This window comes from uncultured Methylobacterium sp., assembly GCF_964244095.1.
Lineage (GTDB): Bacteria > Pseudomonadota > Alphaproteobacteria > Rhizobiales > Beijerinckiaceae > Methylobacterium.
Genome location: NZ_CAXTHR010000054.1, coordinates 1 through 25,141, shown reverse-complemented (window position 1 = coordinate 25,141; position 25,141 = coordinate 1). Strand labels below are relative to the sequence as shown.

24 protein-coding genes and 2 tRNA genes are annotated in these 25,141 nt (G+C 71.4%); 10 read left to right on the top strand and 16 right to left on the bottom strand.

From position 1 onward, the window contains the following. From ACFE86_RS10640 to ACFE86_RS10615, 6 genes are all read right to left on the bottom strand, one after another. Positions 1 to 282: Wzz/FepE/Etk N-terminal domain-containing protein (locus ACFE86_RS10640; protein WP_375455304.1), on the bottom strand; the 282-nt coding region annotated here is incomplete at its 3' end. Continuing rightward, positions 279 to 965, bottom strand: coding sequence for a polysaccharide biosynthesis/export family protein (locus ACFE86_RS10635; protein ID WP_375455303.1), 687 nt, complete (start codon positions 963 to 965; stop codon positions 279 to 281). The genes ACFE86_RS10640 and ACFE86_RS10635, both read right to left, overlap by 4 nt. Before the next feature lie 184 nt (positions 966 to 1,149). Beyond that, complete coding sequence (locus tag ACFE86_RS10630; RefSeq protein ID WP_375455302.1) at positions 1,150 to 1,479, bottom strand: hypothetical protein; 330 nt, start codon at positions 1,477 to 1,479, stop codon at positions 1,150 to 1,152. A gap of 186 nt (positions 1,480 to 1,665) precedes the next feature. Beyond that, positions 1,666 to 2,553, bottom strand: a complete 888-nt coding sequence (locus tag ACFE86_RS10625) for a cation diffusion facilitator family transporter (RefSeq protein ID WP_375455301.1) — start codon at positions 2,551 to 2,553, stop codon at positions 1,666 to 1,668. A gap of 164 nt (positions 2,554 to 2,717) precedes the next feature. Beyond that, a complete protein-coding gene (locus tag ACFE86_RS10620; RefSeq protein WP_375455300.1) occupies positions 2,718 to 2,927 on the bottom strand; it encodes a hypothetical protein in 210 nt (69 codons plus the stop codon). Between the two features lie 53 nt (positions 2,928 to 2,980). Beyond that, complete coding sequence (locus tag ACFE86_RS10615) at positions 2,981 to 3,226, bottom strand: hypothetical protein (protein ID WP_375455299.1); 246 nt, start codon at positions 3,224 to 3,226, stop codon at positions 2,981 to 2,983. 132 nt (positions 3,227 to 3,358) lie between these two features. Between ACFE86_RS10615 and queA the strand changes: the two genes are divergently transcribed. From queA to ACFE86_RS10595, 4 genes are all read left to right on the top strand, one after another. After that, the gene (gene queA, locus ACFE86_RS10610; protein WP_375455298.1) at positions 3,359 to 4,423 is read left to right on the top strand and encodes a tRNA preQ1(34) S-adenosylmethionine ribosyltransferase-isomerase QueA; all 1,065 of its coding nucleotides are present in this window, start codon (positions 3,359 to 3,361) and stop codon (positions 4,421 to 4,423) included. Positions 4,424 to 4,518: 95 nt separating this feature from the next. Further along, entirely contained in the window at positions 4,519 to 5,670 is a 1,152-nt protein-coding gene (gene tgt, locus ACFE86_RS10605) for a tRNA guanosine(34) transglycosylase Tgt (protein WP_375455297.1), read from the top strand. 193 nt (positions 5,671 to 5,863) lie between these two features. After that, positions 5,864 to 6,172 carry a GCG_CRPN prefix-to-repeats domain-containing protein gene (locus ACFE86_RS10600; protein WP_375455296.1) on the top strand — a complete coding sequence of 103 codons (309 nt, stop codon included), beginning with the start codon at positions 5,864 to 5,866 and terminating at the stop codon, positions 6,170 to 6,172. Positions 6,173 to 6,583: 411 nt separating this feature from the next. Continuing rightward, positions 6,584 to 6,659: transfer RNA gene (locus ACFE86_RS10595), tRNA-Lys, on the top strand. Between the two features lie 68 nt (positions 6,660 to 6,727). Here the strand turns inward: ACFE86_RS10595 and ACFE86_RS10590 are convergent. Next, positions 6,728 to 7,360 (bottom strand): hypothetical protein, encoded by a 633-nt coding sequence (locus ACFE86_RS10590; protein WP_375455295.1) that lies wholly within the window; start codon positions 7,358 to 7,360, stop codon positions 6,728 to 6,730. 129 nt (positions 7,361 to 7,489) lie between these two features. After that, positions 7,490 to 8,320, bottom strand: a complete 831-nt coding sequence (locus tag ACFE86_RS10585) for a GntR family transcriptional regulator (protein ID WP_375455294.1) — start codon at positions 8,318 to 8,320, stop codon at positions 7,490 to 7,492. A gap of 426 nt (positions 8,321 to 8,746) precedes the next feature. On the opposite strand from ACFE86_RS10585, the gene ACFE86_RS10580 reads away from it, so the two are divergent. The 5 genes from ACFE86_RS10580 to ACFE86_RS10560 all read left to right on the top strand — a co-directional run bounded on the left by ACFE86_RS10580 (position 8,747) and on the right by ACFE86_RS10560 (position 14,606). Further along, positions 8,747 to 9,670, top strand: a complete 924-nt coding sequence (locus ACFE86_RS10580; RefSeq protein ID WP_375455293.1) for an alpha/beta hydrolase — start codon at positions 8,747 to 8,749, stop codon at positions 9,668 to 9,670. Positions 9,671 to 9,825: 155 nt separating this feature from the next. Further along, complete coding sequence (locus tag ACFE86_RS10575; RefSeq protein ID WP_375455292.1) at positions 9,826 to 11,148, top strand: substrate-binding protein; 1,323 nt, start codon at positions 9,826 to 9,828, stop codon at positions 11,146 to 11,148. Between the two features lie 8 nt (positions 11,149 to 11,156). Then, positions 11,157 to 12,032 carry a branched-chain amino acid ABC transporter permease gene (locus ACFE86_RS10570; RefSeq protein ID WP_375455291.1) on the top strand — a complete coding sequence of 292 codons (876 nt, stop codon included), beginning with the start codon at positions 11,157 to 11,159 and terminating at the stop codon, positions 12,030 to 12,032. Beyond that, positions 12,032 to 13,915, top strand: a complete 1,884-nt coding sequence (locus ACFE86_RS10565) for an ATP-binding cassette domain-containing protein (protein ID WP_375455290.1) — start codon at positions 12,032 to 12,034, stop codon at positions 13,913 to 13,915. Before ACFE86_RS10570 ends, ACFE86_RS10565 begins: the two co-directional genes overlap by 1 nt. Next, positions 13,902 to 14,606 carry an ABC transporter ATP-binding protein gene (locus ACFE86_RS10560; protein ID WP_375455289.1) on the top strand — a complete coding sequence of 235 codons (705 nt, stop codon included), beginning with the start codon at positions 13,902 to 13,904 and terminating at the stop codon, positions 14,604 to 14,606. Before ACFE86_RS10565 ends, ACFE86_RS10560 begins: the two co-directional genes overlap by 14 nt. Before the next feature lie 942 nt (positions 14,607 to 15,548). Here ACFE86_RS10560 and ACFE86_RS10555 read toward each other — a convergent pair. From ACFE86_RS10555 to ACFE86_RS10525, 7 genes are all read right to left on the bottom strand, one after another. Beyond that, positions 15,549 to 17,087, bottom strand: a complete 1,539-nt coding sequence (locus ACFE86_RS10555) for an amidohydrolase family protein (protein ID WP_375455288.1) — start codon at positions 17,085 to 17,087, stop codon at positions 15,549 to 15,551. 51 nt (positions 17,088 to 17,138) lie between these two features. Further along, positions 17,139 to 17,948: an ABC transporter ATP-binding protein gene (locus tag ACFE86_RS10550; RefSeq protein WP_375455287.1), complete on the bottom strand. Its 810-nt coding sequence runs from the start codon at positions 17,946 to 17,948 to the stop codon at positions 17,139 to 17,141. Next, on the bottom strand, positions 17,945 to 18,841 hold the full coding sequence (locus tag ACFE86_RS10545; protein ID WP_375455286.1) for an ABC transporter permease: 897 nt from the start codon (positions 18,839 to 18,841) through the stop codon (positions 17,945 to 17,947). The genes ACFE86_RS10550 and ACFE86_RS10545 overlap by 4 nt, the downstream gene beginning before the upstream one ends. A gap of 56 nt (positions 18,842 to 18,897) precedes the next feature. Beyond that, positions 18,898 to 19,953, bottom strand: coding sequence for an ABC transporter substrate-binding protein (locus ACFE86_RS10540; protein WP_375455285.1), 1,056 nt, complete (start codon positions 19,951 to 19,953; stop codon positions 18,898 to 18,900). 250 nt (positions 19,954 to 20,203) lie between these two features. Continuing rightward, on the bottom strand, positions 20,204 to 21,595 hold the full coding sequence (locus tag ACFE86_RS10535; protein WP_375455284.1) for an MFS transporter: 1,392 nt from the start codon (positions 21,593 to 21,595) through the stop codon (positions 20,204 to 20,206). An 84-nt stretch (positions 21,596 to 21,679) separates the two neighbouring features. Further along, on the bottom strand, positions 21,680 to 23,209 hold the full coding sequence (locus ACFE86_RS10530; RefSeq protein WP_375455283.1) for an aldehyde dehydrogenase: 1,530 nt from the start codon (positions 23,207 to 23,209) through the stop codon (positions 21,680 to 21,682). 49 nt (positions 23,210 to 23,258) lie between these two features. Then, a complete protein-coding gene (locus ACFE86_RS10525; protein WP_375455282.1) occupies positions 23,259 to 23,891 on the bottom strand; it encodes a GntR family transcriptional regulator in 633 nt (210 codons plus the stop codon). Between the two features lie 151 nt (positions 23,892 to 24,042). On the opposite strand from ACFE86_RS10525, the gene ACFE86_RS10520 reads away from it, so the two are divergent. Next, complete coding sequence (locus ACFE86_RS10520) at positions 24,043 to 24,819, top strand: alpha/beta fold hydrolase (RefSeq protein WP_375455305.1); 777 nt, start codon at positions 24,043 to 24,045, stop codon at positions 24,817 to 24,819. 248 nt (positions 24,820 to 25,067) lie between these two features. On the opposite strand, the gene ACFE86_RS10515 is transcribed toward ACFE86_RS10520, so the two are convergent. Beyond that, positions 25,068 to 25,141: transfer RNA gene (locus tag ACFE86_RS10515), tRNA-Gln, on the bottom strand.

Here is a 25,141-nt window from a genome sequence, read left to right as displayed (position 1 = left end):
CAGGATCTCGACCTCGTTGTTCACGTTCTGCGCGCGCTCGGAGAACATGTAGTTCTGGTTGGTGCCGCCGCCGATCTGGGCGGCGGACTTTTCGCGACCCAAGCGGATGATGAGCTTGGCGTCCGCCGTGAACTCGGTCGGCGTCAGCAGCAGGTAGATCCCGGCGCCGACGAGCGCGGCGATCACGATCAGCGACGCCGGGCAGGCGTGGCGGAACAGGGCGCCGAGCACGTCGCGCAGGTCGAAGGCGGGCGCGTCGAAGGTCGTCTCGGTGGCGCTCACAGGGCGGCCCTCGCCGTGGTGCTGGTGGTGGTCGAGGCGGCCGGCCCGGTGATGTAGTTCACCCCGAAGCCGGTGCCGTTGAAGAGCAGGATCTGGCGGACCACGAGGTCGACCGCGCGCGTGGTCCTGGCCAGCACCGAGGGCGGCACGTAGACCGTGGCGTTGGGCGGCACGACGATACTGTCGGCCAGCCCCGGCACGCCGATGTCGACGATCTGCACGCCCCCTTGCACGGCCCCTTGCACGGCCCCTTGCACGGCCCCTTGCGCGCCCGCATCGAAGCGGATGATGCGCACCGCATCGCCCGCGGCGGTGGGCAGGACGCCGCCGGCGGTGCCGAGCACCTGGGCGAGCGTGCGCGCGCCCGGCAGCGTCACGGGGCCGGGCACCCGGACCTCGCCGAACACCATGGTGTTGGCCGGCACCAAGCTCGCCAGCCGCACGCTCGGGCTCACCGCCGCGAGGCGGTGCCGGTAGGCCGCCGAGATCGCCGCCGCGACCTCGTCGACGGTGCGGCCAGGGGCCTGGACGGGCGGGACCATCGGCAGGTTGATCTCGCCGTCCGGCTCGATCGCCATGAGCTTGACGCGGCCGAGGTCGGACGGCTGCGTCAGGTCGCGGAAGTCGTCGACGGGCGTGCGGAACCTGCGCAGCATCACCGTGACGACCGGGTTGATCAGCACGTCTCAGCACGTCGTCGTAGGTCTCGCGGATCAGCCCGGCGGCGCGCTCAGGGGACAGGCCGGCGACGCTGATCCCGTTCTTGCCCGGAAGCGAGATGCGGCCGTCCGGCCGCACGATCACCGTGCGGTTGTATTCGGAGTGGGTGCGGAAATCGACGTCGAACGCGTCGTTGGGGTTGAGCCGTTAGGTCGGCTGCACCACGCTGGAATCGATCAGCAGCGAGATCTCGAGGTTGTCGCCGACGTTGAGGCGGTAGTGCATCAGGCCGAGGCGCATGGTGCGCCCGACCTCCTCCTGCGCGGCGGCGACCACGGCCGGGGCTGCGTCGGCGATCGCGCCGGTCCGCGTCACGTCCGTCGCGAGGGGGCGGGAAGCCTCGCGGGCCCGCGTCGCCATGCAGCCGGACAGCGCCGCGGCGCAGGCGAGCGCAGCGGCGAGGCGGACCGGCGCCCAGTAGCCGCGGGGCGCGCCGACTGGTGGATGCCGGCCGGCGTCTCGAAGGGGGAAGCGCAAAACATCATCGGTCTTCAGCCGAACCATGCTCGGCCACGCCCCGTCCGGTAACAACCCCTGAACGTATCGCGGCCCTTGGTACAATCTGAGAACCTGGTTAACGAAGTTTGAACCTCTCGGTTTCATTCAGACCAGAAGTTGCATCGCTCCATGCATGTGGCAGAATGCGCAGACGGCTCCGGATGGTCACAGGACCGGCACGCCGCGGAACTTGGCGTGCTCGGCCGGCTCCACGTGGATCGCCACGACGGCGCCGGGGACCGTCGTCTCCAGCGCCTGCTCCAGCCGGTCGCAGATGTCGTGCGATTCGCGCACCGTCATCTCGCCCGGCACCACGAGGTGGAAGTCGATGAAGGTCGCCTGCCCGGCGTGGCGGGTGCGCACGTCGTGCGCCTCCAGCGCGCCCGCGCCGTGGCGGGAGATCAGCGCGCGGATCTGCGCCACCATCTCGCCCGGCGCCGCCCGGTCCATCAGCCCGTCGACGGAGTCGCGCACCATCTTCCAGCCGGACCACAGGATGTTCAGCGCCACCAGTCCCGCGACGAGCGGATCGAGCACCGGAAGCCCCGTCGCCAGCACCGCGGCGAGGCCGACCAGCACGCCGCCCGAGGTGAACACGTCGGCGAGCACGTGGCGGCCGTCGGCGGTGAGCGCCGGCGAGCGCCACGCCCTGCCCCAGCGGAGCAGCGCCCACGCCCAGGCCGCGTTGACGACGGTGGCGCCGGCATTGACGGCGAGCCCGAGGGCGGGCGCGTCGACGGGCTTCGGCGCCAGGACCCCGTAATACGCCTCGCGCAGGATCAGCAGCGCCGCGACGATGATCAGCGCGCCCTCGATCACCGCGGAGAAGAACTCCGCCTTGTGGTGGCCGTAGGGATGCTCGGCGTCGGCCGGCCGGCCGGCGACGCGCAGCGCCACGAAGGCGCAGACCGCGGCTACCACGTTGATGATGCTCTCCAGCGCGTCCGAGTACAGCGCGAGGCTGCCGGTGAGCCAGAAGGCGAGGAACTTCAGCCCGGTCACGACCGACCCGACGACGGCGCTGGCGAGGGCGGCTTTCTGGGTGCGATCCATGGTTCCGTCCGGGCGGGCGACCGGGCGGCCTTAGCGAGCGGGCCGGCGCAAGGCCACGGCAAAGGTTCGAGACCACGGCAAAGGTTCGAGGCTGCGGCACAGGTCCGACGCCACGGCACAGGTTGAACGCGGCGACATGGAACTTAGCCGCGGCTATCGGATCTTCAGGCCGTCGCGCCGGTTCCCGTCGCGCGCGCCGCCTCGCGCGCCTCGCTGCGCGCACCCTGCGCCCGGGCGAACTCGGCCTTGCGCCGGTAGCGGCGCGCCTGCCAGCCGAAGCGGGCGGCAGCCGCCAGCGCGTCGAGCCGGGCGGCCTCGCGCGCCCAGTAGGCGACGAGCTGCCCGTCGAGGGTGATCCGTGCTGCCCGCGTCATCGCGCGTCCCTCCCGTGCCGATGCCAAACCCATCGCCGCCGCGACCGGAGGACCTACGCCGCGGGCGCCGGCGGTTCCGCGGTCTCCTCGACGATCAGGGCGTCGGCGTCGCGATCGAAGCCGCCCGCGCCGTCGGGCACCGGCGTCGCCGGCGTCCCGAAGGGCGCGCTCGGATAGGCCTGCCCGAATTTCCGCAGCGCGGCGGCCGGGTCGTCGGCCTTGAGCGCGAGGTGCGGCTTGCCCGGCAGCGGCCAGCGCGGGTCGGCGGGATCGCGGGGACGCACGGCGTACCAGGGCATGGGGGACTCCGAAGCTTCGGCGGGCGGTTTTCGCCGGGGTCTGCCGTGAACGGAACCCGATCGGACGCGGTTCCGCGCGGGCGGGACGACGATGTTGATTCCCCGCAGCGATCGGTGCAGGTGGCGGGCGCCATGCGCGTGGACCTGTTCGACTTCGACCTGCCCGAGGCCAGCATCGCGCTCCGCCCGGCCGAGCCGCGCGGCGCCGGGCGTCTGCTGGTGGTGCGCCCCGGCGACGCGTTCGCGGATCGGCGCGTCGCCGACCTCGCGAGCCTGCTGCGGCCGGGCGATGCCCTGGTGTGCAACGACACGCGGGTGATCCCGGCCCGCCTCCACGGCATCCGCACCCGGCCCGGCGCGCCGGGCCGGCGCACGGAGGTGATGCTGCACCTGCGGGAAGCCCCCGATCGCTGGCGCGCCTTCGCCCGCCCCGCCAAGCGCCTCGCCCCGGGCGACCTCCTGCGCTTCGGCGCGGCGGGCGACCTCCGCGCCACCGTCGCGGCGAAGGGGGAGGGCGGCGAGGTCGTCCTCGCCTTCGACCGCGCCGGCCCGGCGCTGGACGCGGCGATCGCCGAGGCCGGCACCCTGCCGCTGCCGCCCTACATCGCGGCCAGGCGCGCGGTCGACGCGCGGGACGCGGCCGACTACCAGACGGTCTACGCGCGCGAGCCCGGCGCCGTCGCCGCCCCGACCGCCGGCCTGCATCTCTCGGAAGACCTGCTGGAGGCGATCGACGCCGCCGGGATTTACCGCCACGCGGTGACCCTGCATGTCGGCGCGGGCACCTTCCTGCCGGTCAAGGCCGACGACACCGACGACCACCGCATGCACGCCGAGATCGGTCTCTTGGATGCCGAGACGGCCGAGGCCCTCAACCGCGTGCGGGCCGGCGGCGGCCGGATCGTGGCGGTGGGCACCACGGCGCTGCGCCTGCTCGAGAGCGCGGCGGACGCGGGCGGCCGCCTCCACCCCTTCTCGGGTCCGACCGGGATCTTCATCACGCCGGGCACCCGCATCCGCGCGGTGGACGCGCTGATGACCAACTTCCACCTGCCGCGCTCGACCCTGTTCATGCTGGTGGCGGCGTTCTCCGGCCTCGACACCATGCACGCGGCCTACGCGCACGCGATCCGACGGGGGTACCGGTTCTATTCCTACGGCGATGCGAGCCTGCTGTTTCCGGCCCCGGCCGTCTGATAGGGCTGGCCCTCGCGCGCCGGCTGTCCCTCCCCCCTCTGCGGGAGAGGGAAAAATCCTCGCTCTCCGAGAACGTCTGGGAAACGTCCGCACGCATGTCCGACCCGCTCACGACGGAAGACTTCGCCTTCACCCTCCACGCCACGGACGGGCAGGCCCGCACCGGCGCGATCACCATGCCGCGCGGCATCATCCGCACGCCGGCCTTCATGCCGGTGGGGACGGCCGCGACCGTCAAGGCGATGTACCCGGAGCAGGTGCGGGCGCTCGGCGCCGACGTGGTGCTCGCCAACACCTACCACCTGATGCTGCGCCCCGGCGCGGAGCGGATGGCGCGGCTCGGCGGCCTGCATCGCTTCATGGGCTGGGACGGCCCGATCCTCACCGATTCTGGCGGCTTCCAGGTGATGTCGCTCGCAAGCCTGCGCAAGCTCGACGAGCAGGGCGTCACCTTCCGCTCGCACATCGACGGCACCGCGCACCACATGTCGCCGGAGCGCTCCATCGCGATCCAGGGCCTGCTCGGCTCCGACATCCAGATGCAGCTCGACGAGTGCGTGCGGCTTCCGGCCGACCACGCCACGATCGAACGCGCGATGCAGCTCTCGCTGCGCTGGGCCGAGCGGTGCCGCGCGGCCTTCGGCGACCAGCCCGGCAAGGCGCTGTTCGGCATCGTCCAGGGCGGCGACGTGGCCGCGCTGCGCGTCGAAAGCGCGCGGGCGCTGGTCGATCTCGACCTCAAGGGCTACGCCGTCGGCGGCCTCGCCGTGGGCGAGCCCCAGGCCGTGATGCTCGCGATGCTCGAGGCGGTGGAGCCGCACCTGCCGGCGGGCAAGCCGCGCTATCTCATGGGCGTCGGCACGCCCGACGACCTGATGCGCGCGGTCTGGCGCGGCATCGACATGTTCGACTGCGTGATGCCGACGCGCGCCGGCCGCCACGGCCTCGCCTATACCCGCCACGGCCGGATCAACCTGCGCAACGCACGCCACGCCGAGGACGGCCGGCCGCTGGACGAGGCCTCGACCTGTGCGGCCGCGAACACCTATTCCCGCGCCTACCTCCACCACCTCGTCCGCTCCGGCGAGATCCTGGGGATGATGCTGCTCACCTGGAACAACCTCGCCTATTACCAGGACCTGATGGCCGGGATGCGCGCGGCGATCCGCGAGGGCCGGCTCGCCGAGTTCTGCGATGCGACCCGCGCGGCCTGGGCCCGCGCCGAGCGCGATCCGGCGCTCGCTTGAGGCGCCGACGGCGCGCGAAAGCAGTACGACCGCCCGTGCGCCGGCGCACGCGGGGAGATCGACTGTCTTCGTCAGGAAGACCGGCGATCCGGCCCATGTATCATTCGGCACATACGGGCGCCGTCGTGCATCCTACCGATCGGATAGTTCGCAGTCCGGCAGAACCGGCGACGAACATTCGAGGAGGTTCATCATGATCCACGTCAGGGACATCTGGATTGCCGGGCTCGTCGCAAGTGGCCTCGGCCTCGCCGCCCCGGCCGACGCCGCCCCGTTGGCTCAAGACGCGGCGGCGGTCGCCGGCGAGCCCGCGGCGGTCGCCGTCGCCTACGGCTGCGGCCGGGGCTACGCGCCGGGCCGCTACGGCGGCTGCCGCCCGATGTATCGCGGCTACGGCGCCTACGGGCCGCGGCGGATCTACGGCTACGACGGCCCGCGCTACGGCGTCGTCCTTCCGGGCGTGCGGATTCGCCCCTACGGCGCGGGCTTCTCGATCGACTGATCGTCACCCGATCGGGCACGCGCCCGCACGCGCGCGCCCGATCTCCGCAGGATCGAGGCTTTGCCCATCATGGAACGCCTGCAACGCGCCCTCGCCGCCCGGGACGAGGACTGGAAGAGCGTCGCCTTCGCCTACACCGCGATCGTCGTCGGCACCGGCCTGGTCGTCTACAGCCTCGTCGCGCAGTGACGCCGTGGGCTCACGGGTCCGTGCGGCGCCGGTCGCGCGCCATCGGCCGGTCCGCGGACGCGCGCAGGCCGCCGCCGTCACCCGTGCCGGCGAACCTCGGCGCCCATGACGCCGCAGGCGCACCGACCGGCGGCCCGCGTGTTGACCCGTCCGACAGGCTCCCCTATTCCCTGCCACGCCTCCCCGGGGCCCGGCCCGCGCGGCCGATCGCTAGGCGGACGCGAGCGCGTAGCTCAGCTGGTAGAGCAACGGACTTTTAATCTGTAGGTCTTGGGTTCGAACCCCAACGCGCTCACCATTTATCTTGTTAAGATCCTTCATAATCTCCGATTTCATACTCTTCTGAAACTGATTCCGGTTGCCAAACTACGCATTGCCGTGCGTCCGCGAGCTTGATCCGAACAGGTTCTTGCGGGTCTCGGCCCAGCCTTCCTGAAGCTTGCGCATCGCACTCCGGGCCAGCCGGCGCTTGTTCACGTCGCGGCTGCCGTGCCGCACCGTCTGCTCGGACATCTCGACGATCGCGGAGACCTCGGCCTCGGTACAGCCGGCCTCCGGCAGCATGTTCACGGCGTTCTTGCGCACGAAGTGGAAGACGAACCCCGCCTCTTTCAAGGGCGCCGTTCCGGCGGCCTTCTCGACCGAGACGGCGGCGGCGCCACCCTTGCTCGTCCGTGATGGCATCGCGCGCTGCCACGCCGTCCGATAGCCGGCGAGCGTCCACGCATCGTCCTCGTGCGAACCGTCGCACGGGCTTTCATCCGGCCGGGGCGTGCCCATCTCTTCGCAAGCAACGGAGTGACGAACATGGCGAAACGAGACGGTAAGGCTTGGGCGTCCGGCGCGGTGGCGGCTGTGCTCGTCTGGAGCGGATCGGCTTTGGCGTTCTCGGGCGCCGCCCCCACGTCGCCCGGCGGGCAGCTCCCGGCGACGGCGCCGGGTGGAGCCGAGGGTCTTGCCGGGCCGCGCAACGTCGAGGAGGCGGTGCGCAGCGGTCATGCCTATCCCGCCACGCCCGACGGCCGTCATCGTGTCCGGCGTCCGCCGGGGCCCGATGCCTACGGTCGGTAAACGGGCCGCCCCTACGAGGGGCGGCCGGTCGATCCGCAGAGGCCGGACGCCGTTCGATCAGACCCGCTTCGGCTTGGCTCCGCTCACGGCGCCGGCCTCGCCCTTCGCACCGGCCTGCGCCCCCTTCGCCCGTCCGGCAGACCGCTCCTCGGCCTGTCCGGCGTCGTGCGTCTCGAACGCCTCCTCCACCACGCTCATATGCGCCAGCATCGCCGCGTTCGCGCCGGCCCGGTCCCGCGCCAGCACGGCGCGCACCACCCGGCCGTGCTCGGCGTGCGAGAGCGACGGCCGCTCCGACAACCGGAACTGCGCCGTCCGATAGGGTGTCAGCCGACGGCGCAGCGAGGCCGCCATCTCGGCGAGCGTCGGGTTGTGGGCGCCCGCGTAGAGCAGCCCGTGGAACGCGCGGTTGGCCTCGACGTAGGCCGCCCGGTCATCGTGCGCCGCCAGCCCGCCCATCCGCGCATGCAGCGCCTGCAACGCGGCCCGCTCCGCGTCCGTCATGGACTGGGCCGAGAGCCGGGCGCAGCTCGCCTCGACCTCGCCCATCGCCACGAACAGCCCCGCGACCTCCTCCGGGCTGAGACTGCGCACGCGGGCGCTCATGTGGGGCTGGCGCGGCGCGATCAGGCCGGTGCCGGCCAGTTCGCGCAGCGCGTCGCGGATCGGCGTGCGCGAGACGCCGAACTGGTCGGCCAGCGCCTGCTCGTCGAGGCGCTGGCCGGGCGCCAGCGTGCCGGCCAGGATGGCCTCGGCGATGGCCTCGGCCAGCCGCTCGGCGCGGCTCGGGGGCGGCAGCGGCTTTGGCGGCGCAGGGCGCTTGCGCGGACGGCCGCGCCGGCGCGGTGCGTCCGCCTCGGAACCGGACTGGCCCTCGGCCTTGCTCATGCGCGTCGTGTCCCGGCCCTGCGGCGCGAAGGTGCGTGGTGGATTTCTGTACCGCGAAGGGTGTGGCGGAGTCGAAGCCGTGCTGCAAGATCCGGGCTCGGCGTTCGGCTCCGGGGCCGTCTTCCAGGGCAACGCGAACGGGTCGGCCGGCACGCCCGCCCTCGGGTCGGGCAATCGAACCCGCGCCGGCGGCATCACGGATCGCGTCGGCTCCAACGCCTCGTTCGTGACGCGCACGGTCGCGACGAACCGGCATCCACTTCGTCGGAATGCGCTCCAGGCCCTTGGCCTGTCGCGGGTTTTTTCGCAAAACCGCGGGGTATTCTGCAAAACCTGCTCAAGGGTACGGCAAGCGTGCCGACATCCGTCGCGTCCCCATCGCACGGATCTTGCTCGCAAGGACCCGTCCCGCAGCCTTGGATCGTCATGTTCGACCGCCGCTCGCTGATCCTGGCCGCCGGCGCAGGCGCGATCGCCGGCCGCGTCGGCGCACAGCCACGTTCCGAACGCCTCCGGCTCTGGCCCGGTGATCCGCCCGGCGGCGGCGGTCCGCAGGGGCCGCCGCGGACCGAGATCGACGGCGCGGTCTTCAACGTAAGCGAACCGCTGGTGGAGGTCTTCATTCCGCACCGGCCGAACGGGGCTGCCGTGCTCGTGGCCGGCGGCGGCGGATACCGACGCATCGGCCTGGTGAAGGAGGCCTATCCGGCGGCCGGCTGGCTGACGGACGTTGGCGTGACGGCGTTCGTGCTCACCTACCGTCTCCCGAACGAGGGCTGGCGCGACGGGACGCTTGTCCCGCTCCAGGACGCGCAGCGCGCCTTGCGCACGATGCGCGTCCGGGCGGAGGCGATGGGGCTCGACCGGCGGCGGATGGGTGTCCTGGGCTTCTCCGCCGGCGGCCACCTGGCCGGCACGCTCGCGATGCGCGCCGAGCTTCGCACCTACGAGCCGCAGGACGACGTCGATGCGCAGTCCGCCCGCCCCGACTTCGCGGCGCTGATCTATCCGGTGGTGACGCTGGAGCCGCCCTACGACGACACCGGCACCCGCCGGAACCTGGTCGGCGAACGACCGATGCCCGAGGCGAGAACCGCATGGTCGCTCCAGACCCAGATACGTCGGGGCTGCCCGCCGCTCTTCCTCGTGCAGACCGACGACGATCCCGTGATCAGCCCGGAGAACAGCCAGATCCTGGACGCAGCCTGTCGTCGCATGAGCGTGCCGGTCGAGTTCCACCGCTTCAGCCAGGGCGGTCACGGCTTCGGCATCGGACAGCCCGGCACGCCGGCGAGCGTCTGGCCGAGCCTGTGTCACGCGTGGCTTCTGGCGCTCGACATGCTGGGCTGAAGGATCGGCCGATCGCGTCCGCCGCCCCCGACGCGGCGCATGATTTGCTCCCCGGTATCCGTCGGAGGCCGTCGCGGCCTCGCGGCGTCCGTTGCCTTCCGTTCACTGCCGCAGGGTCGCCCGCCAGGCCGCGACCCTCCCACCGGAGACGTGCCATGTCCTTCGATCGTCGCAAGCTTCTCCTGGCCGGGCTCGGTGGCGCCGCGGGCCTGATGGCGCCGGGCCCGCGGCCGGCGCTCGCGCAGGCGCCGACGCGCATCGGCAACTTCCCCGACGGCGTCACCGCCGACTCCGTCTTCGTCGGCCTGAACATGCCGCTCACCGGGGTGTTCTCGGGCGACGGCGGCGACCTCAAGCTCGGCTACGAGCTCGCGATCGCTCAGATCAACGCCGGCGGGCCGATCCCGTCGGCCTGGGGGCTCAAGGACAAGGGCGTGCTCGGCCGCACGATCCGGCACAAGGTCGCCGACACCGAGGGCAAGCCCAACGTCGCCGTCCAGGCCGCGACCCAGTTCATCCAGCGCGACAAGGCGATCGTGACCGCGGGCTCGGTCAGCAGCGCCGAGGCCATCGCGCTGGAGGAACTCGCGAGCCGCGACAAGGTGCTCTACATGGTCGGCATCGCCGGCTCGAACGACGTCACGGGCAAGAACTGCCAGCGTTACGGCTTCCGCTCGCAGCAGAACGCCTACATGGCGGCGAAAGCCTTGGCGCCGGTCGTCGCCAAGGCGCTGGGCCGGAACCTCAAGACCGCCTTCCTCGTCCCGGACTACACCTACGGTCAGACCGTGTACGACAGCTTCGCCAAGTTCTCGCAGGAACAGGGCTGGAGCCAAGTCGCCAAGGAACTCGTGCCGCTCGGCACGACGGATTACAGCTCGGCGCTGCTCAACATCGCCAACAGCGGCGCGGACGTGTTCGTCAACATCGCCTTCGGGGCCGACGCCGTCGCCTCGACGAAGCAGGCGGAGCAGTTCGGCGTGCTCTCGCGCATGAAGCTCGTCGTCCCGAACCTGTCCTGCTTCCAGGACAAGGAACTCGGTGCCGAACTGATGCAGGGGGTCTACGGCTCCTGCGACTTCTGGTGGACGCTGGAGGACCGCTACCCGCTGGCCAAGACATTCGTCTCGGCGTTCCTCGACAAGAACAAGTACCATCCGCGCTGGGGCGCCCACATCGCCTACATGCAGACCTATCTCTGGGCCGTCAGCGTCGAGCGGGCCGGCAGCTTCAACCCCGTGGACGTCATCAAGGCGATGGAGGCCTCGAAGGCCCAGCCCTACGAGACCACGATCGGCCGCGTCTACTATCGCGCCGAGGACCACCAGATGGTCCGGCCGATCCCGATCCTGAAGGGCAAGGCGCCCTCGGCCATGAAGGGGCCGGAGGACTACTACGAGGTCGTGGACGTGGTCGATGGGGAAGGGGTGATGAACCCGCCCGACCTGTTCGGGTGCAAGCTCGGCCCCTACGCCTGAGCCGGGCGATGCCGAGCACCGCGATCCTCCTGTCCCAGGCCTTCAACGGCCTCGCGCTCGGCAGCCTGCTGGCGCTGGTGTCCAGCGGGCTGACCATCATCCTCGGCACGCTCGGCGTCCTGAACTTCGCCCACGGCGCGCTGTTCGCGGTCGGCGCCTACGTCGCCTTCGTGATGCTGTCGGCGACGCAGTCCTTCGTCCTGGCGATGCTCGGCGGCTGCGCCGTGATGCTGATCCTCGGCTTCGCCCTGGAGCGCCTCGTGATCCGGCATTTCTACGCGCGGCCGGACGAGGACCAGATCCTCGTGACCTACGGCATCGGCATCGTGCTGACGGAGGCGCTGCGGGCCTGGTTCGGCGGCAACAGCCAGCGCGTGCCCGTTCCTTCCTGGGGCACCGGGGCAATGAGACTCGGCTTCCTGATCTACCCGACCTATCGCCTCGAACTCATCGGCATCGTCGCGGCCCTGCTGTTCTCCCTCTACCTCGTGCTCTACCGGACCGCGATCGGGCTGGTGGTGCGGGCCGGCATCGAGAACGCGGGCATGGTCGGCATCCTCGGCATCGACGTCCGGCGCACCTTCCTGCTGGTCTTCGCCATCGGCATCGTCGCGGTGGGGCTGGCCGGCATGCTCTACGCCCCCGTCGTCTCGGTGACGCCGGACATGGGCGCGAACTTCATGGTGCAGTCCTTCGTCGTGATCGTGCTCGGCGGCCTCGGCTCGTTTCCCGGCGCCGTCGTCGGCGGCCTCATCGCGGGCGAGATCATCAGCCTGACGAGCGCGTTCAATTCCGCCTACTCGGAGGTGATGCTCTACGCGCTGATGGCGCTCGTCCTCGTCGTGCGCCCGCAGGGGCTGTTCGGCACGGAAGGGCGCGTCTGATGCGGGCAGGCGCGGTCCTGCCGGAACTCGCCCTCCTCCTCGTTCTGGCGGCGGCGCCCTTCGCGCTGCCGCCGCTCGGGTTCTCGCACGACCTGCTCGCGCGCGTGCTGAACTGGGCGCTGTTCGGGCTCGGGTTCGACATCCTGTTCGGGCTCGCGGGCCTGCTCTCGTTCGGGCAGGCGGCCTTCTACGGGGCCGGCGGGTTCGTGGCCGCCTACCTCCTGGTGTCGCGCACCATCGACAGCGTCTGGGCGGCCTTCGCCATCGGCACCGCCGCCGCGGGCCTGTTCGGGCTCGCGGTCGGCTGGCTCGCGGTGCGGCGGATCGGCATCTACTTCGCGATGATCACCCTGGCCTTCGGCCAGATGGCCTACTTCATCGAGAACTCGCCGCTCTCCGACTACACCGGCGGCGAGAACGGCATCGCCGGCGTCCCCGTGCCGGTGCTCGGCTTCGGCGAGGGGGCCGTGCGCATCACCGCCGGCCTGCCGATGTACGCGCTCATGGCCGCGACGTTCTTCCTCGGCTTCGTGCTGGCGCGCCGCATCGTCCGCTCGCCGGTCGGCCTGATCCTGCGCGCGGTCAAGGAGAACGCCGCCCGCACAGCGATGCTCGGCCACGACGTGCCGGCCTACAAGCTCACCGCCTTCACCCTCGCGGCCCTCTACGCGGGACTGGCCGGCGCGATGCTCGGCTCGTTCCAGAGCTACATGCCGCCGGACGCCTTCGCCCTGGAGACCTCGGGGCAGCTCGTGGTGCAGACCATCGTCGGCGGCGTCGGCACCCTGGTCGGGCCGCTGGTCGGCGCCGCGGTCTGGCTGTGGCTGCGCGACAACCTCCAGCTCATCCCCGGCCTCGGGCCCTTGTGGAAGCTGGTGCTGGGGCTCGCCTTCATCGGGCTGGTGATCGGGCTGCGCCGGGGCCTCTGCGGCGAGGTCGTCCACCTCTGGCGCCGCCGCGGCGAGGCCGCCCGCCTGCGGGCCGCGGCAGCCCGCACGGCGGCGATCGAGGCGGGCCGAGAGATCGGCCGGGACGCCGTCGCAGCCGCGCGGGAGACCGACGTCGTCCTGCCGCTGCCGCGGCCCGCGACGCGCGCCAGACCCGAGCCGGCGCCCGGCCCCGGCGACGTCGCCCTGGAGGCGAGGGGGCTCGCGCGCCACTACGGCGGCCTGAAGGCGGTCGACGGGGTGAGCTTCCAGGTGCGCCGCGGCGCGATCCACGCGGTGATCGGGCCGAACGGCGCGGGCAAGAGCACCCTGTTCAAGATGCTGCTGGACGAGGTGAGCCCGAGCGCCGGGGAGGTGATGCTGTTCGGCGAGCGGCTAACGGGAGCGGGGGTGACGAGGGCCGCCCAGCGCGGCGTCGCCAAGAGCAACCAGCTCAACCAGCTCTTCCTCGGGCTGACCGTCCGGGAAAACCTGCGGGTGGCAGCACTCGCCCGTGCACGCGGATGCTTTCGCCTCGACCTCCTGCGCGCGGGCGCGGACCGTCCCGAGGCCGAGGCGCAGGTCGCGACGATGCTGACGATCCTCGACCTCGCGCCCCGGGCCGAGACGCCCGCGGGCGTGCTGGCCTACGGCGAGAAGCGCCGCCTCGAGATCGGGATGGCGCTCGCCACCAGCCCGAACGTGCTGCTGCTCGACGAGCCGCTGGCCGGCATGAGCCCGTCCGAGCGCGCCGCCACCTGCGCGCTGATCCGGCGGATCGGCCGGTCCTGCACCCTCGTCATCGTCGAGCACGACCTCGACGCGGTGTTCGGCCTGGCCGAGCGCATCACGGTGCTGTGCGAGGGGCGGCTGCTCGCCGACGGCCCGGCGGATACGGTGCGGCGCGACCCCGCCGTGCAGGCGGCCTACCTCGGGGGCGCGCATGAGCCTGCTTGAGGTCGAGGCCGTCAACACCCTCTACGGCGACGCGCACGTGCTGTTCGACGTCTCGCTCCGGGTCGAGGAGAACGAGGTCGTGGCGCTGCTCGGCCGCAACGGCGCCGGCAAGACCACGACGCTGCGCACGATCATGGGCGTGCTCGCGCCCCGCAGCGGTGCGATCCGCCTCGCGGGCAAGCCGATCCAGGGGCTCGCGCCCTCGAAGATCGCGCGGCTCGGGATGCAGCTCGTGCCGGAGGAGCGCGCGGTGTTCGGCGGCCTCACCGTCGAGGAGAACCTGCGGGTCGCGAGCCTGACGGCGCCGGCGGCTTGGCCGCTGGATCGGATCTGGGAGGTGTTCCCGCGCCTGAAGGAGCGCCGGACCGCCCGCGGGCGCACCCTGTCGGGCGGCGAGCAGCAGATGCTGGCGATCGCCCGCGCCCTGATCCGCGACGCCCGCATCCTCCTCCTCGACGAACCCTTCGAGGGGCTGGCGCCGCTGATCGTGCGCGACCTCGTCGCGCTCACGCGGCGGCTGGCGGGCGAGGGCCGGACCATCGTCGTGGTCGAGCAGAACGTCGCGGCGGTGCTGAGCTTGGCCGACCGGGTCTACGGCTTCAACAACGGCCACGTCGTCTACGAGGGCGCCGCCGCCGCGCTGCGGGCCGACCCGGCGCCGATGCGCGGCGTCATGGGGCTGGCGGAATAGGCGATCCGCCCGGCACGGGCACGCCCTCAGCCTGGCCGGACGCGGGCTTCGTACCGCTGGCAGGACTCGCAGTCGCGCACCGAGTGGTTGTCGGCATCGTCGAACGGTTGCGCCGGCTGGCTCGGGTCGCCCTCCGCCCTGATGTCCCGAACGACGTCCCGACCGTGGCCGGTTGAAGGCTTCGGCCGACGACAGGCGCGTTTTCCCGGAGGGGTGAAGCGACGGCGGAACCCGATCCGGGACCCGGCACGAGACGTCGCGAAGCGTCGAAACCCTTCGCGCCGCTCGGATCGCGCCGCCACGCGGCCCTTCGTTCCGCTTGACGCCGGATCACCGTCCGCCGACGCTCAGGGGTCCGGGACAACGGCGCGCGACGGAAACCGTCAGCCGGAAAGCGTATCGGAGGTTGCGCAGGGCCGGCAGCGGCACGAAGGCGGCGAGCGCCGCCGGGACGGACCCGTACGCCATCCGGATGCAGAACAGGCGCTGCAACGGCACGCGCCTGTTCGCGGCCGGGTCGATCGGTTGGTGGGACGGCGTAGCGTCGAGGCGCCGGCCGACGAGCCGGTTCGCGGGCCGCGAACGAGCCGAGGCTGACGGCTGGGAAGGCAGGCTCGCAAATGGCCGAGGGCGCACGGCGCCAGCCCACCCGATGCCCCGACGGCGGCATCCACCACCACGGGCAGAGCGAGGCCACCGGCCGGACCGGGCGAACACCATGAGCACCCCTCGAATGGGCGGAGATCCGGCATCGGTCCGTTCCGATCCGGTGCCCGCAGGATCGCCGGACTGAGCAGACCTCGAAGGGCTGCCCGTGCAGGTCCGTCATGGGCGAAGGAGTGCGGCGATGGTGAGATGTCCGGCACGCACGGAGCCTGTTTTGGATCGTGCGGCGCGGAGGATTCGTGCGCCGCGCGCCGCGGGCCGCGGGCCCGATGCGGGTCAGTTCCGGGAGGACGGCGCGTAGAAGGGCTGGCGCGGCGTGTCCGGCAGGTAGCCGTCGTAGAACGCCTTGACGTGCGGCGTCACCGCGAGGCCGAGTTCGCGCCGCGCGGTCTCCTCCGGCGTGCGCGGCCGGCCGAGCACGTCCGCGATCTCGGCCAGCACCGCGTCGCGGTCGACCTGGGTGAAGCGGCCGTCGGCGTAGACGATCCGGCCGTCTACGAACACCGCATCGACCGCGCCGGTCTTGGCGCGCTGCATCAGCGCGTCGAGGATCGGGATGTCGGGATCCTGGTAGGGGTAGGTCGCGCGGTCGTAGTCGATCAGGACGGCGTCGAAGAACCGGCCGGGATCGAGCCGGCCGATGCTCTGCCCGAAGGCCGTGGTCTTCGCCCCGTGCTCGGTGGCCATGCGCAGGACCTGCGGGCAGGTCGGCACGGCGTCGTCCATGCCCGGCGTGCGGTGGGCGCGCAGCACGAGGCGCAGCTCCTGGAGCATGTCGCGGTCCTCGTTGATGCCGGCCTCGTCGAGGCCGATCCCGACGGTCATGCCCTTGGCCTCGTAGAGGTTGAGCGGCGCGACGCCGGAGCGCAGGCGGAAGTTCGACGAGCAGTTGTGGCAGATGCAGGTGCCTGAGTCGGCGGCGATGTCGGCATCCTCCGCCGTGAGCCAGACGCCGTGGCCCAGCGTCAGGTGGGGGCCGAGCACGCCGAGGTCGTGCAGGTGGCGCACGGCCGTCTTGCCGGTGCGGCGGAAGGCGTATTCCTTCTGGTAGGCGGTCTCGAGGAGGTGCATGTGCATCGGCACGCCGTGCCTGCGCGCCGCCTCGTTCAGCGCCAGCAGCGCGTCGTCGCCGCACCAGTGGAGGTTGGCCGGCGCGAGCTGGATGCGGGTCAGGCGCTCGCCTTCGTTCTCGGCCTTCAGGGTCTCGAACAGGGTCATGAAGTCGGCAAACGGCATCGACTGCGCCGTGAGGTGCTCCATCAGCCGGCCGGCCCACGGCTGCGGCAGCCGCGCGCAGAAATCCGCGTCGGCCTCGTAGACGAGGCGGTTCTGCTCGCGCACGGCGTAGCAGTACGAGGCGCGCATGCCGATCCTGCGGTAGGCGCCGAGCACCTTCGAGGCTGCGGCGTGCACCTCCTCGTAGCCGCCGACCATCCAGCCGTGGATGTGCTGGACCGTGGTGACGCCGGACGCCAGCATCTCGAAGGCGGAGTAGAGCGTGTCGAGTTCGTGGTCGACGCGCTTGGCAGCGATGCGCGCGGCGAACCACAGTTCGAGGGCGTGGTCGGGCGCGCCGAGTTGCAGCGGCGTCAGCCCGACATGGTGGTGGCTGTTGACGAAGCCCGGCAGCATCACGTGGCGCGGGTAGCGGTGCAGGGTCGCGTCCGGGGCCTGGGCTCGGAGCGCGTCGGCCGCGCCGACCGCGACGATCACCCCGTCGCGCACGAGCACGGCGCCGTCGTCGATCGCGATGGGCGTATGCCGGTCCTGAACCCCGGTGATGACGGTGCGGGCCTCGACGATGATCTGGGTCATGCTGATCCCTGGCGAAGGGTGGAGGAATGGGCGTGAAGGTTTAGGCAGCGACTAGCGCGCTTCCTGCTCGGCGAAGGCGCGGTCGACCTCGTCGGCGAGCAGGTCGCCGAAACGGTCGCGCAACGCGTGAAAGCGCGGGTCGCGGGGTTCGCGCGGGCGCGGCAGGTCGATCGGCACGATGGTCTTCACGCGGCCGGGCCGGGCGGTGAACACCACCACCCGGTCGGCGAGCGCGACCGCCTCGTCGATCGAGTGCGTCACGAGGACGATCGAGGCGCCGCTGTCGCGCCAGATCTGGAGCAGGAAGTCCTGCATCTTGGCGCGGGTCTGGACGTCGAGCGCCGCGAAGGGCTCGTCCATCATCAGCACCTTGGGGCGCATGGCCAGCGCCCGGGCGCAGGCGGCGCGCTGGCGCATGCCGCCTGAGAGTTCGTCGGGCTTCTTGTCCATCATGTCGGCGAGCCCGACGCGGCGGAGCATCTCGGCGGCGATCTCGCGGCGCTTGAGCGTCTGCACGGCGGCGATCGACAACCCGAAGGCGACGTTGTCGAGGATCGTCAGCCACGGGAACAGCGACGCGTCCTGGAAGATCAGGCCGCGCTCGGCGGAGGGGCCCGTCACCGGCACGCCGTCCGCCTCCATCGTGCCGGCGCTCGCCGGTTCCAGGCCGGCGATCATGTAGAGGAGGGTCGACTTTCCGCAGCCCGAGGGGCCGAGGAAGACCACGAACTCGCCCGGCGCGATCTCGAGGTCGACCCCGCGCAGCGCCTGCACCGGCGACCGGCCGGGCGGCGTCCAGGTCTTGTCGAGGGCCGACAGCCGCACCGCCGGGCGGGCGGGGCGGGGAAGGGCAGCACTCATCGGCCGCCCCCTTGCGGCGCGACCCACCACAGCATCCGCGCCTGCACCTGCCGCAGGGCCCAGTCGAAACTGAAGCCGAGGAGGCCGATGATCGCCATCGTGAAGAAGGTCAGCCGCGCGTTGAAGGTCGAGCGCGCGAGCGAGACGACCTGCCCGAGCCCGCTGCCGACGCCGACCGCCTCGGCGATCAGCACGACCATCCAGGCGGCGAACAGGTTGAGGCGCAGCGTCATGAACAGGCCCGGCAGGATCGCCGGCAGGACCACGCGGAAGAAGGTCTGGCGCCTGTCGGCACCCATGATGCGGGCGACGTCGAGGTAGGTCTTGGGCACGGTCGCGATCTGCGCGCTGGTGGTGAGCGCGATGGCGAAGAACAGGGTGATGAACACCAGGAAGATCGCCGGCACGTCGCCGATGCCGAACACGAAGATAGCCACCGGCAGCCACGCCACCGGCGAGATCGGTGCGAGCAGCAGCACGGTCGGCAGGACGAGGTTGCGGAACAGCCGGACGTAGTGGAGCAGCGCGCCGACGACCACGCCGCCGACGAAGCCGAGCACGAGGCCGACCGTGACCCGCATCGTGGTCCAGCCGATCGTCGCGAGAAGCGGCAGCACGCCGCCGCCGCCGCGGCTGCCGATGCGGTTGGCGCGATCGAAGTATTTCAGCGTGCCGGGGAGATCCTCGAGGAACAGGTGCGGCGGCGGCAGGAGCAGCGGGTTCAGCACCCCGAAGGCCCACAACGCCTCCCACGATCCCGCAAACAGCCCGATCGACGCGACGCTCCAGGCGAGCGTCGCGAGCATCCGGGCGCCGCGGCCGGGCACGGCGCGCACCGCCGGGACCGTGCGTTCGGGCGCCATCGTGGCGACGGGCGCTTCGGTCGCTGCCATGGGCTGCCTTTCGCGCTGGCGTTCGGGACGGGCGTCGAGGGCCGGCGACCTGCGCCTCAGGCCGATTTCAGCTTGAGCCCATCGTAGAGCGGCCGGTTCTCGGCGATGACCTGCTCGAGGAGGGACCAGTCGAAGGCGCCCCGATCAGGAGCTTTCTTGACGTAACCCATCTCCTTCATCGACTGCCCGCGGGCGATGATGAAGTCGGTCTGGTCGCGCTGGTCGGCGCAGACCGGCTGCTTGGCCGAGGCGTCGACGGCCGCCGCCATGGTGGTCTTGTAATAGGTGCCGACCGTGTCCTTGAGCGCCGCGGCGCGATCGGTCTCGATCTGCGACTGCGCCACGAAGAGCGCCTTGATCACCGCCCGCACCGCGGCCGGGTTCTTCTCGATCAGCGGCGTGCGCGCGGCGAGCACGCAATCGGAGTAGCCCGGCCCGTAGACGTCGGTCCCGTCGGAGAGCAGCGTCGCGCCTTTTCGCGATTGCAGGCACTGCGTCGCGTAGGGCTCGATGTGGCAGATCGCGTCGACCGCGCCGGCGATGAAGGCCTGGGCCAGTTCCGGCGAGGTGTCGAGGTAGCGCACGTCGAGGTCCTGGAAGCTCAGGCCGGCCTTCTTCAGGTAGTCGAACGGCAGCACCTCGAGGGTGTCGGCCTGGAAGGTGCCGAGCGTCCTGCCCTTGAGGTCGGCCGCCGAACGGATGCCCTCGCGCGCGACGATCATGCAGCCCTGGACGCCGCCGCCGGCGACGATCTTCACCGGCGCACCGGCGTCGTAGAGCGTCATGAAGTTCGAGTACGGGATCATCGACAGGTCGACGAGCCCTGCGCCGAACATCGTGGTGATCTCGGCGTTCGAGGGCGTGACCACGAAGTCGAGGGTGACGCCGTCGGCCTCTGTGAGCTTGCGCTCGTGCGCGAGGAACATCCCGAGGTTGCAGAACCCGGAGCCGTGGGTCGCCTTGACGGTCGTGGTCGCGGCGGCCGCCGTCACGGGCGCGAGCAGGGCGGCCAGATGCGCCGGCAGCGCGATCGCCGCACCCGCCGTCCCCAGCGTGCGCAGCATCGTGCGGCGGGAGAAGCCTTTGAAGAACAGACCGTCACGGTCGCACATGGTGCTTCTCCGATCCTGCGAAGATCGAGGAAGCCACCCATGAACGTCGCTTCGGCGATGCTGCATCAGGGCGGGTCGACGATGCAACGGCGCCGGGTCACGACCGCCGGGAGCGGGCTTCCTCGGATGGGCACGCCAACCCATGAGGACCACTGGCCCTGCGCTGCATCGACCATCAGGCAATAGACGTGCCAGACCAATAGGCGGCGTGCCGGCACGCTACCGCGCGATGCCGCGCGGATACCCCGCGTCACGCGGCAGAGCGGGGAATTGGCGCCGCCGCCGGCTCCGGTGTCGTGCCGCTGTCCAGACGTTCGAGGCTGCGGCGGCTCGGCTCGACACCGAACAGGGCCACCGCCACGATCTGCAGGCTCAAGAGGCCGATCATCAGGCTCGTCACCCCGACGATCCCGTAGGCTTCGAACAGGGCGACCACGAGGAACGGCGTGACGATCGTCGCGCCGCGCCCGAAGGTGTTGCACAGGCCCGACGCGCGCAGCCGCACCTCGGTCGGAAAGAGTTCGGGGATGTAGATGCCGAACAGCAGCGCGACGAGGACGTAGATCGGTACGGTCAGGCCGAAGCCGACCAAGGGCAGCAGGACCGGATCCTGGGTCATTGGATACAGGATTCCGAAGGCGATCGCCGCGGCCGACGCGCCGATGATCGTCGGCTTGCGGCCCCACCGGTCGGCGGTGAGCGCGCCGATGGCGCTGCCGACCGGCGCGCCGAGCCCCATCAGCAGGGCGTAGCCGAACGAGGTCGCAACGCTCAGGCCCTGCCGGATGAAGAAGGTCGGCAGCCACGTGATGAAGCCGTAGAGCAGCGTGTTAATCACGATGAGGCAGAGGCAGCCGAGCAGCACGCGGGACAGCAACGGCGGCCGGAACAGGTCGGCGAAGCCGAGCCCCGGCCCGGGCGGCGAGGGGGGAGCAGGCGCGGGCAGCGGCTCGCCGCGGGCGGCTTCGCGCTCGATCGCCTGCATTAGAGTTTCGGCTTCCGCGGTGCGGCCTACGGATTCGAGCCAGCGCGGCGACTCCGGAAGACTCTTGCGCATGTACCAGACGCCGAGCGCGCCGACCCCGCCGAGCACGAACATCGCCCGCCATCCGAAGGCGGGGATCACGACGTAGCCGATCAGCGAGGCCACCGGCAGGCCGGTGACGACGAACACCGCCATCAGGCCGAGGAAGCGTCCGCGGGAGCGCGCGGGCACGAATTCGGTCATCGTCGAGTACCCGACGACGTTCTCCGCGCCGAGCCCGACGCCCATGATGAAGCGCAGCCCGATCAGCACGGCCATGTCGGGCGCGAAGGCCGCCGCGATCGAGGCAAGGCCGAAAACAAGGAGATTCGCCTGGTAGGTGAAGCGCCGTCCGTAGCGGTCGCCGAGGAAGCCGGTCAGGAACGAGCCGACCATCATCCCGACGAAGGTCGAGGAGACGAACAGTGCGTTCTGCGGCAGCGTGGAGAAACCGCTGCGCAGGGTCGCCCCGAGGACCGTGGCGGCGATGTAGATGTCGAAGCCGTCGAAGAACATCCCGATCCCGATCAGCCACATGATGCGGCGGTGGAACGGGCCGATCGGCAGGCGGTCGAGGCGGCCTCCGGCGTTCACCGCCGGGCTCACGGGTTCGGACATGGGCGTTTCCTTCCGCGTCAGGGGACGATCCCGCGTGGAAGGAGCCCGTCTCGCGCGGGCTTCGTCCCCCCCGCGCGTCTTCGGTCAGTTGAGGCGACGTTGGCCGGCGGTGTCGCGGTACCAGTCGAACGGCTCGTCGCCGGTTGCGAGCATGATGCTCTTCACGTCGAAGTGGTCGTTGAAGCTCTCGATGCCGCATTCGCGCCCGAGGCCGCTGTCGCCGACGCCGCCCCAGGGCGAGGCCGGATCGAGGCGGTGGTGGTCGTTGATCCACACGATGCCGGCTTTGACCGCGTGCGCGACCCGGTGGGCGCGGGCGACGTCGCGGGTACGCACGGCCGCAGCCAGGCCGAAGGGGGAGTCGTTGGCGAGCCGCAGCGCCTCGGCCTCGTCCTCGAAGCGGGTGACGCTGGTGAACGGCCCGAACACCTCCTCCTGGAAGATGCGCATGCCGGCGGTGACATCGGCGAAGACGGTGGGCTCGACGAAGTAGCCGCCCTCGCAGCCCGGCACCCGTGCCGCCCGTCCCCCGGCCACCGCTCGGGCGCCCTCGTCGCGTCCGTAGCCGGCGTAAGCCAGCACCCGCTCGCGCTGGCGCTCGGAGATGACGGGCCCGAGCTGCGTGGCCGGGTCGAACGGGTCGCCGAGGCGGATGGAGGCGGTCTTGGCGGCCAGCCGCTCGACGAATTCGTCGTAGATCGAGGCCTGGACGAGGTGGCGGCTGCCGCAGACGCAGGTCTGGCCGGCGCCGATGAAGGCGCCGAAGGCGGCGTAGTTCACCGCCCGCTCGACGTCGAAATCCTCGAACACCATCACCGGCGTCTTGCCACCGAGCTCCATCGTCTGATGGGCGAAGACCCGCGCTGCGGCCGAGCCCGCGATGCGCCCGGCCTCGGTGCCGCCGGTGAGCACGAGCTTGTTGATGTCCGGGTGCTCGGCCAGCGCCTTGCCCGTCGCGGCGCCGAGGCCCAGCACGACGTTGAACACGCCGTTCGGCAAACCGGCCTCGGTGAAGATCTGCGCGAGCTTGAGCGTCGTGAGCGGCGTGTACTCGGAAGGCTTGACCACCGTGGTGCAGCCGGTGGCGAGAACGACCGCCAGCGACTTGCACAGGATCATCAGCGGGTGGTTGAACGGCGTGCAGTTGGCCACCACGCCGATCGGCGTGCGCCGCGTGTAGTTCAGGTAGTTGCCCTCGACCGGGATCACGGCGTCGCGCCGCGCCAGCGCCACGCCCGCGAAGTAGCGGAAGAAGTCCGGCAGCCGCGAGAGCTGCGCCCGGGTCTCGTTGACGGGGCGGCCGTTGTTGGTGGTCTCCAGTTGGTAGAGCACGTCGAGGTTGGCCTCGAAGGCGTCGGCCAGCCGGTTCACGAGGCGGGCGCGGGCGCGCACGTCCATCCCGCCCCATTCCCGGCCCTCGAACGCCGCGCGCGCCGCGCGCATCGCCCGGTCGACGTCGGCCGGCCGCGAATTCGGGATGCGCGCGATGACGACGCCCGTGGCCGGGTTGCGCACGTCGATCAAGGTGCCGTCGCCGGCCTCGACCTCGCGCCCGTCGATGAAGTTGCCCCGGGTCTCGACCGCGGCGTCGCGGGCCGGTTCATGCAGGTTCATGGCGTCTCTCCCGTTCGTTGGCCGGCCCGAAGGCCGGTGCCGGCGGTGGTCAGAGGACGATCGCGCTGCGTTCCAGCGCGCTGAGGATGCGACGCTCGGCCTGAGCGACGTGCGCGCGCACGAGGCGCCGGGCTCCGCGGCCATCGCGGCGCTGGAGCGCGTCGACGATGGCCGCGTGCTCGGCCACGAGCTGCGTCGGATCGCGCCCGCGGATGCTCCCAAGACTGACGCGCACGAGCCGGTCGGCCTGCTCGACGAGGTCGCGCACGGTCGCGGCCATGCGCCGGTTGCCCGAAGCCTCGGCGAGCGCGATGTGGAAAGCACGGTTCTCGGCGATGAAGTCGGCGCCCTCGGGCACGCTGCGGAAGGCATCGAGGGCTGCGAGCACGGCATCGGGCGCGTCGGTGGCGGACTCCGCGGCGCAGGCCGGCTCGAGCGCGAGGCGCATGCGCAGCAGGTCGCGCGCGTCCGCCACCGAGATCGCGTTGACCTGATATCCTTGGCGGGCGTGGATCGTCACGAGGCGCTCGCGCTCCAGCCGCAGCAACGCCTCGCGCACGGGCTGACGGCTGACGGCGTAGCGCCGCGCCAGCTCCTGCTCGCGCATCTCCGCACCCGGCCGCAGGACGCAGGCGAGGATCTCGGCGCGGATCGCTGCATAGATGTTGTCGCGCAGCAGCACGGTTCATCACTCCCAACGCGGTCATGTTGCCACTCGTGAAATATCACGTCAACCGGGTTGCCGTCGATTGCGCAGGATGCGACAGCGGGTCGAGGCGCGGATCGCAGCGGGTGTGGCAGAGGTGCGGGAGGACGGGGTGCGCGAGGACGGGATGCAATCGATGTTCGCGGACGGGCATGTGGCGGTCGCCGTCTCCGGCGCGGGGCGGCCCCTGGTGCTGCTGCACTCACTCCTCGCCGATGCCGCGAGCTTCGATCGCGTCGCGCCGGCGCTCGCGCAGGGCTTCCGCGTGCTCGTCCCGGATCTGCCGGGCTTCGGCGGGTCCGCGCCCGCGCCGGGTGGCCTGGAAGCGGTTGCCGATCGGATCGCCGAGGCCGTGCGCGAGGCGACCGGCGGGGCGCGGGTGGTCGGGCTTGGCAACGGCTACGGCGGCTTCGTCCTGCTGCTGTGCGCCCTTCGCCATCCCGACCTGTTCGATCGCCTGATCTTGGCCGATTGCGGCGCCTGCTTCTCGGAACCGGGGCGGGACGCGTTCCGCGGCATGGCGCGGGCGGCGGGCGAGCGCGGCCTCGCGGCGATTGCAGACACGGCGATGCGCCGCCTGTTCGCGCCCGCGTTCCAGGCCGCGCACCCGGCGTTGATGGCCGAGCGCCGCGCCGCCTTCCTGCGCACCGATCCCGACGTGTTCCAGGCCGCCTGCGCGGCGTTGGCCGGCCTCGATCTCCGTGAATGCCTGTCCGATGTGCGCATCCCGGCCCTCGTACTGGTCGGCGAGCACGACGAGGCGACTCCGCCGGCCATGGCGCGCGAACTCGCCGCCGGGCTGCCGGACGCGCGGTTCGTGATGCTGGCGGACTGCGCCCACGTCCCGCAGCTGCAGGCACCCGCGGCCTTCATCGACGCGGTGCTGGGCTTCCTGCGCCTCTGACGCGGGAAGCGACGGAACGAAGCGCGGCGCACCCCGACGCCACGGCCCTGCGCACCGCATCGTCCCCCTCGAGCCGGCCGATGATCGCATCTGCGACCGCGTCGCTGTCGGCCTTCGGCATCATCATGTGTCCGTTGCCGCGTAATCCGTGCCCGGCCGGCGCGAGGCTGTTCAAGGATCGGCGGAAAGAGGGAGGGGAGGGGCACGAAAAAACCCGCCAAGTCATTGACCGGGCGGGCTGAAATCGATGGCTGGGGGACCTGGATTCGAACCAGGACCAGAGGAGTCAGAGTCCACCGTTCTACCGTTAAACTATCCCCCA

Coding starts and splice junctions, on each gene's coding strand:
- ACFE86_RS10520 (WP_375455305.1), top strand. CDS start 24,043: ATGCAATCGATGTTCGCGGACGGGCATGTGGCGGTCGCCGTCTCCGGC.
- ACFE86_RS10625 (WP_375455301.1), bottom strand. CDS start 2,553: ATGGATCGCACCCAGAAAGCCGCCCTCGCCAGCGCCGTCGTCGGGTCG.
- ACFE86_RS10545 (WP_375455286.1), bottom strand. CDS start 18,841: ATGGCAGCGACCGAAGCGCCCGTCGCCACGATGGCGCCCGAACGCACG.
- ACFE86_RS10615 (WP_375455299.1), bottom strand. CDS start 3,226: ATGCCCTGGTACGCCGTGCGTCCCCGCGATCCCGCCGACCCGCGCTGG.
- queA (WP_375455298.1), top strand. CDS start 3,359: ATGCGCGTGGACCTGTTCGACTTCGACCTGCCCGAGGCCAGCATCGCG.
- ACFE86_RS10540 (WP_375455285.1), bottom strand. CDS start 19,953: ATGTGCGACCGTGACGGTCTGTTCTTCAAAGGCTTCTCCCGCCGCACG.
- ACFE86_RS10600 (WP_375455296.1), top strand. CDS start 5,864: ATGATCCACGTCAGGGACATCTGGATTGCCGGGCTCGTCGCAAGTGGC.
- ACFE86_RS10570 (WP_375455291.1), top strand. CDS start 11,157: ATGCCGAGCACCGCGATCCTCCTGTCCCAGGCCTTCAACGGCCTCGCG.
- tgt (WP_375455297.1), top strand. CDS start 4,519: ATGTCCGACCCGCTCACGACGGAAGACTTCGCCTTCACCCTCCACGCC.
- ACFE86_RS10575 (WP_375455292.1), top strand. CDS start 9,826: ATGTCCTTCGATCGTCGCAAGCTTCTCCTGGCCGGGCTCGGTGGCGCC.
- ACFE86_RS10590 (WP_375455295.1), bottom strand. CDS start 7,360: ATGACCGCTGCGCACCGCCTCCTCGACGTTGCGCGGCCCGGCAAGACC.
- ACFE86_RS10530 (WP_375455283.1), bottom strand. CDS start 23,209: ATGAACCTGCATGAACCGGCCCGCGACGCCGCGGTCGAGACCCGGGGC.
- ACFE86_RS10555 (WP_375455288.1), bottom strand. CDS start 17,087: ATGACCCAGATCATCGTCGAGGCCCGCACCGTCATCACCGGGGTTCAG.
- ACFE86_RS10620 (WP_375455300.1), bottom strand. CDS start 2,927: ATGACGCGGGCAGCACGGATCACCCTCGACGGGCAGCTCGTCGCCTAC.
- ACFE86_RS10580 (WP_375455293.1), top strand. CDS start 8,747: ATGTTCGACCGCCGCTCGCTGATCCTGGCCGCCGGCGCAGGCGCGATC.
- ACFE86_RS10560 (WP_375455289.1), top strand. CDS start 13,902: ATGAGCCTGCTTGAGGTCGAGGCCGTCAACACCCTCTACGGCGACGCG.
- ACFE86_RS10565 (WP_375455290.1), top strand. CDS start 12,032: ATGCGGGCAGGCGCGGTCCTGCCGGAACTCGCCCTCCTCCTCGTTCTG.
- ACFE86_RS10535 (WP_375455284.1), bottom strand. CDS start 21,595: ATGTCCGAACCCGTGAGCCCGGCGGTGAACGCCGGAGGCCGCCTCGAC.
- ACFE86_RS10585 (WP_375455294.1), bottom strand. CDS start 8,320: ATGAGCAAGGCCGAGGGCCAGTCCGGTTCCGAGGCGGACGCACCGCGC.
- ACFE86_RS10550 (WP_375455287.1), bottom strand. CDS start 17,948: ATGAGTGCTGCCCTTCCCCGCCCCGCCCGCCCGGCGGTGCGGCTGTCG.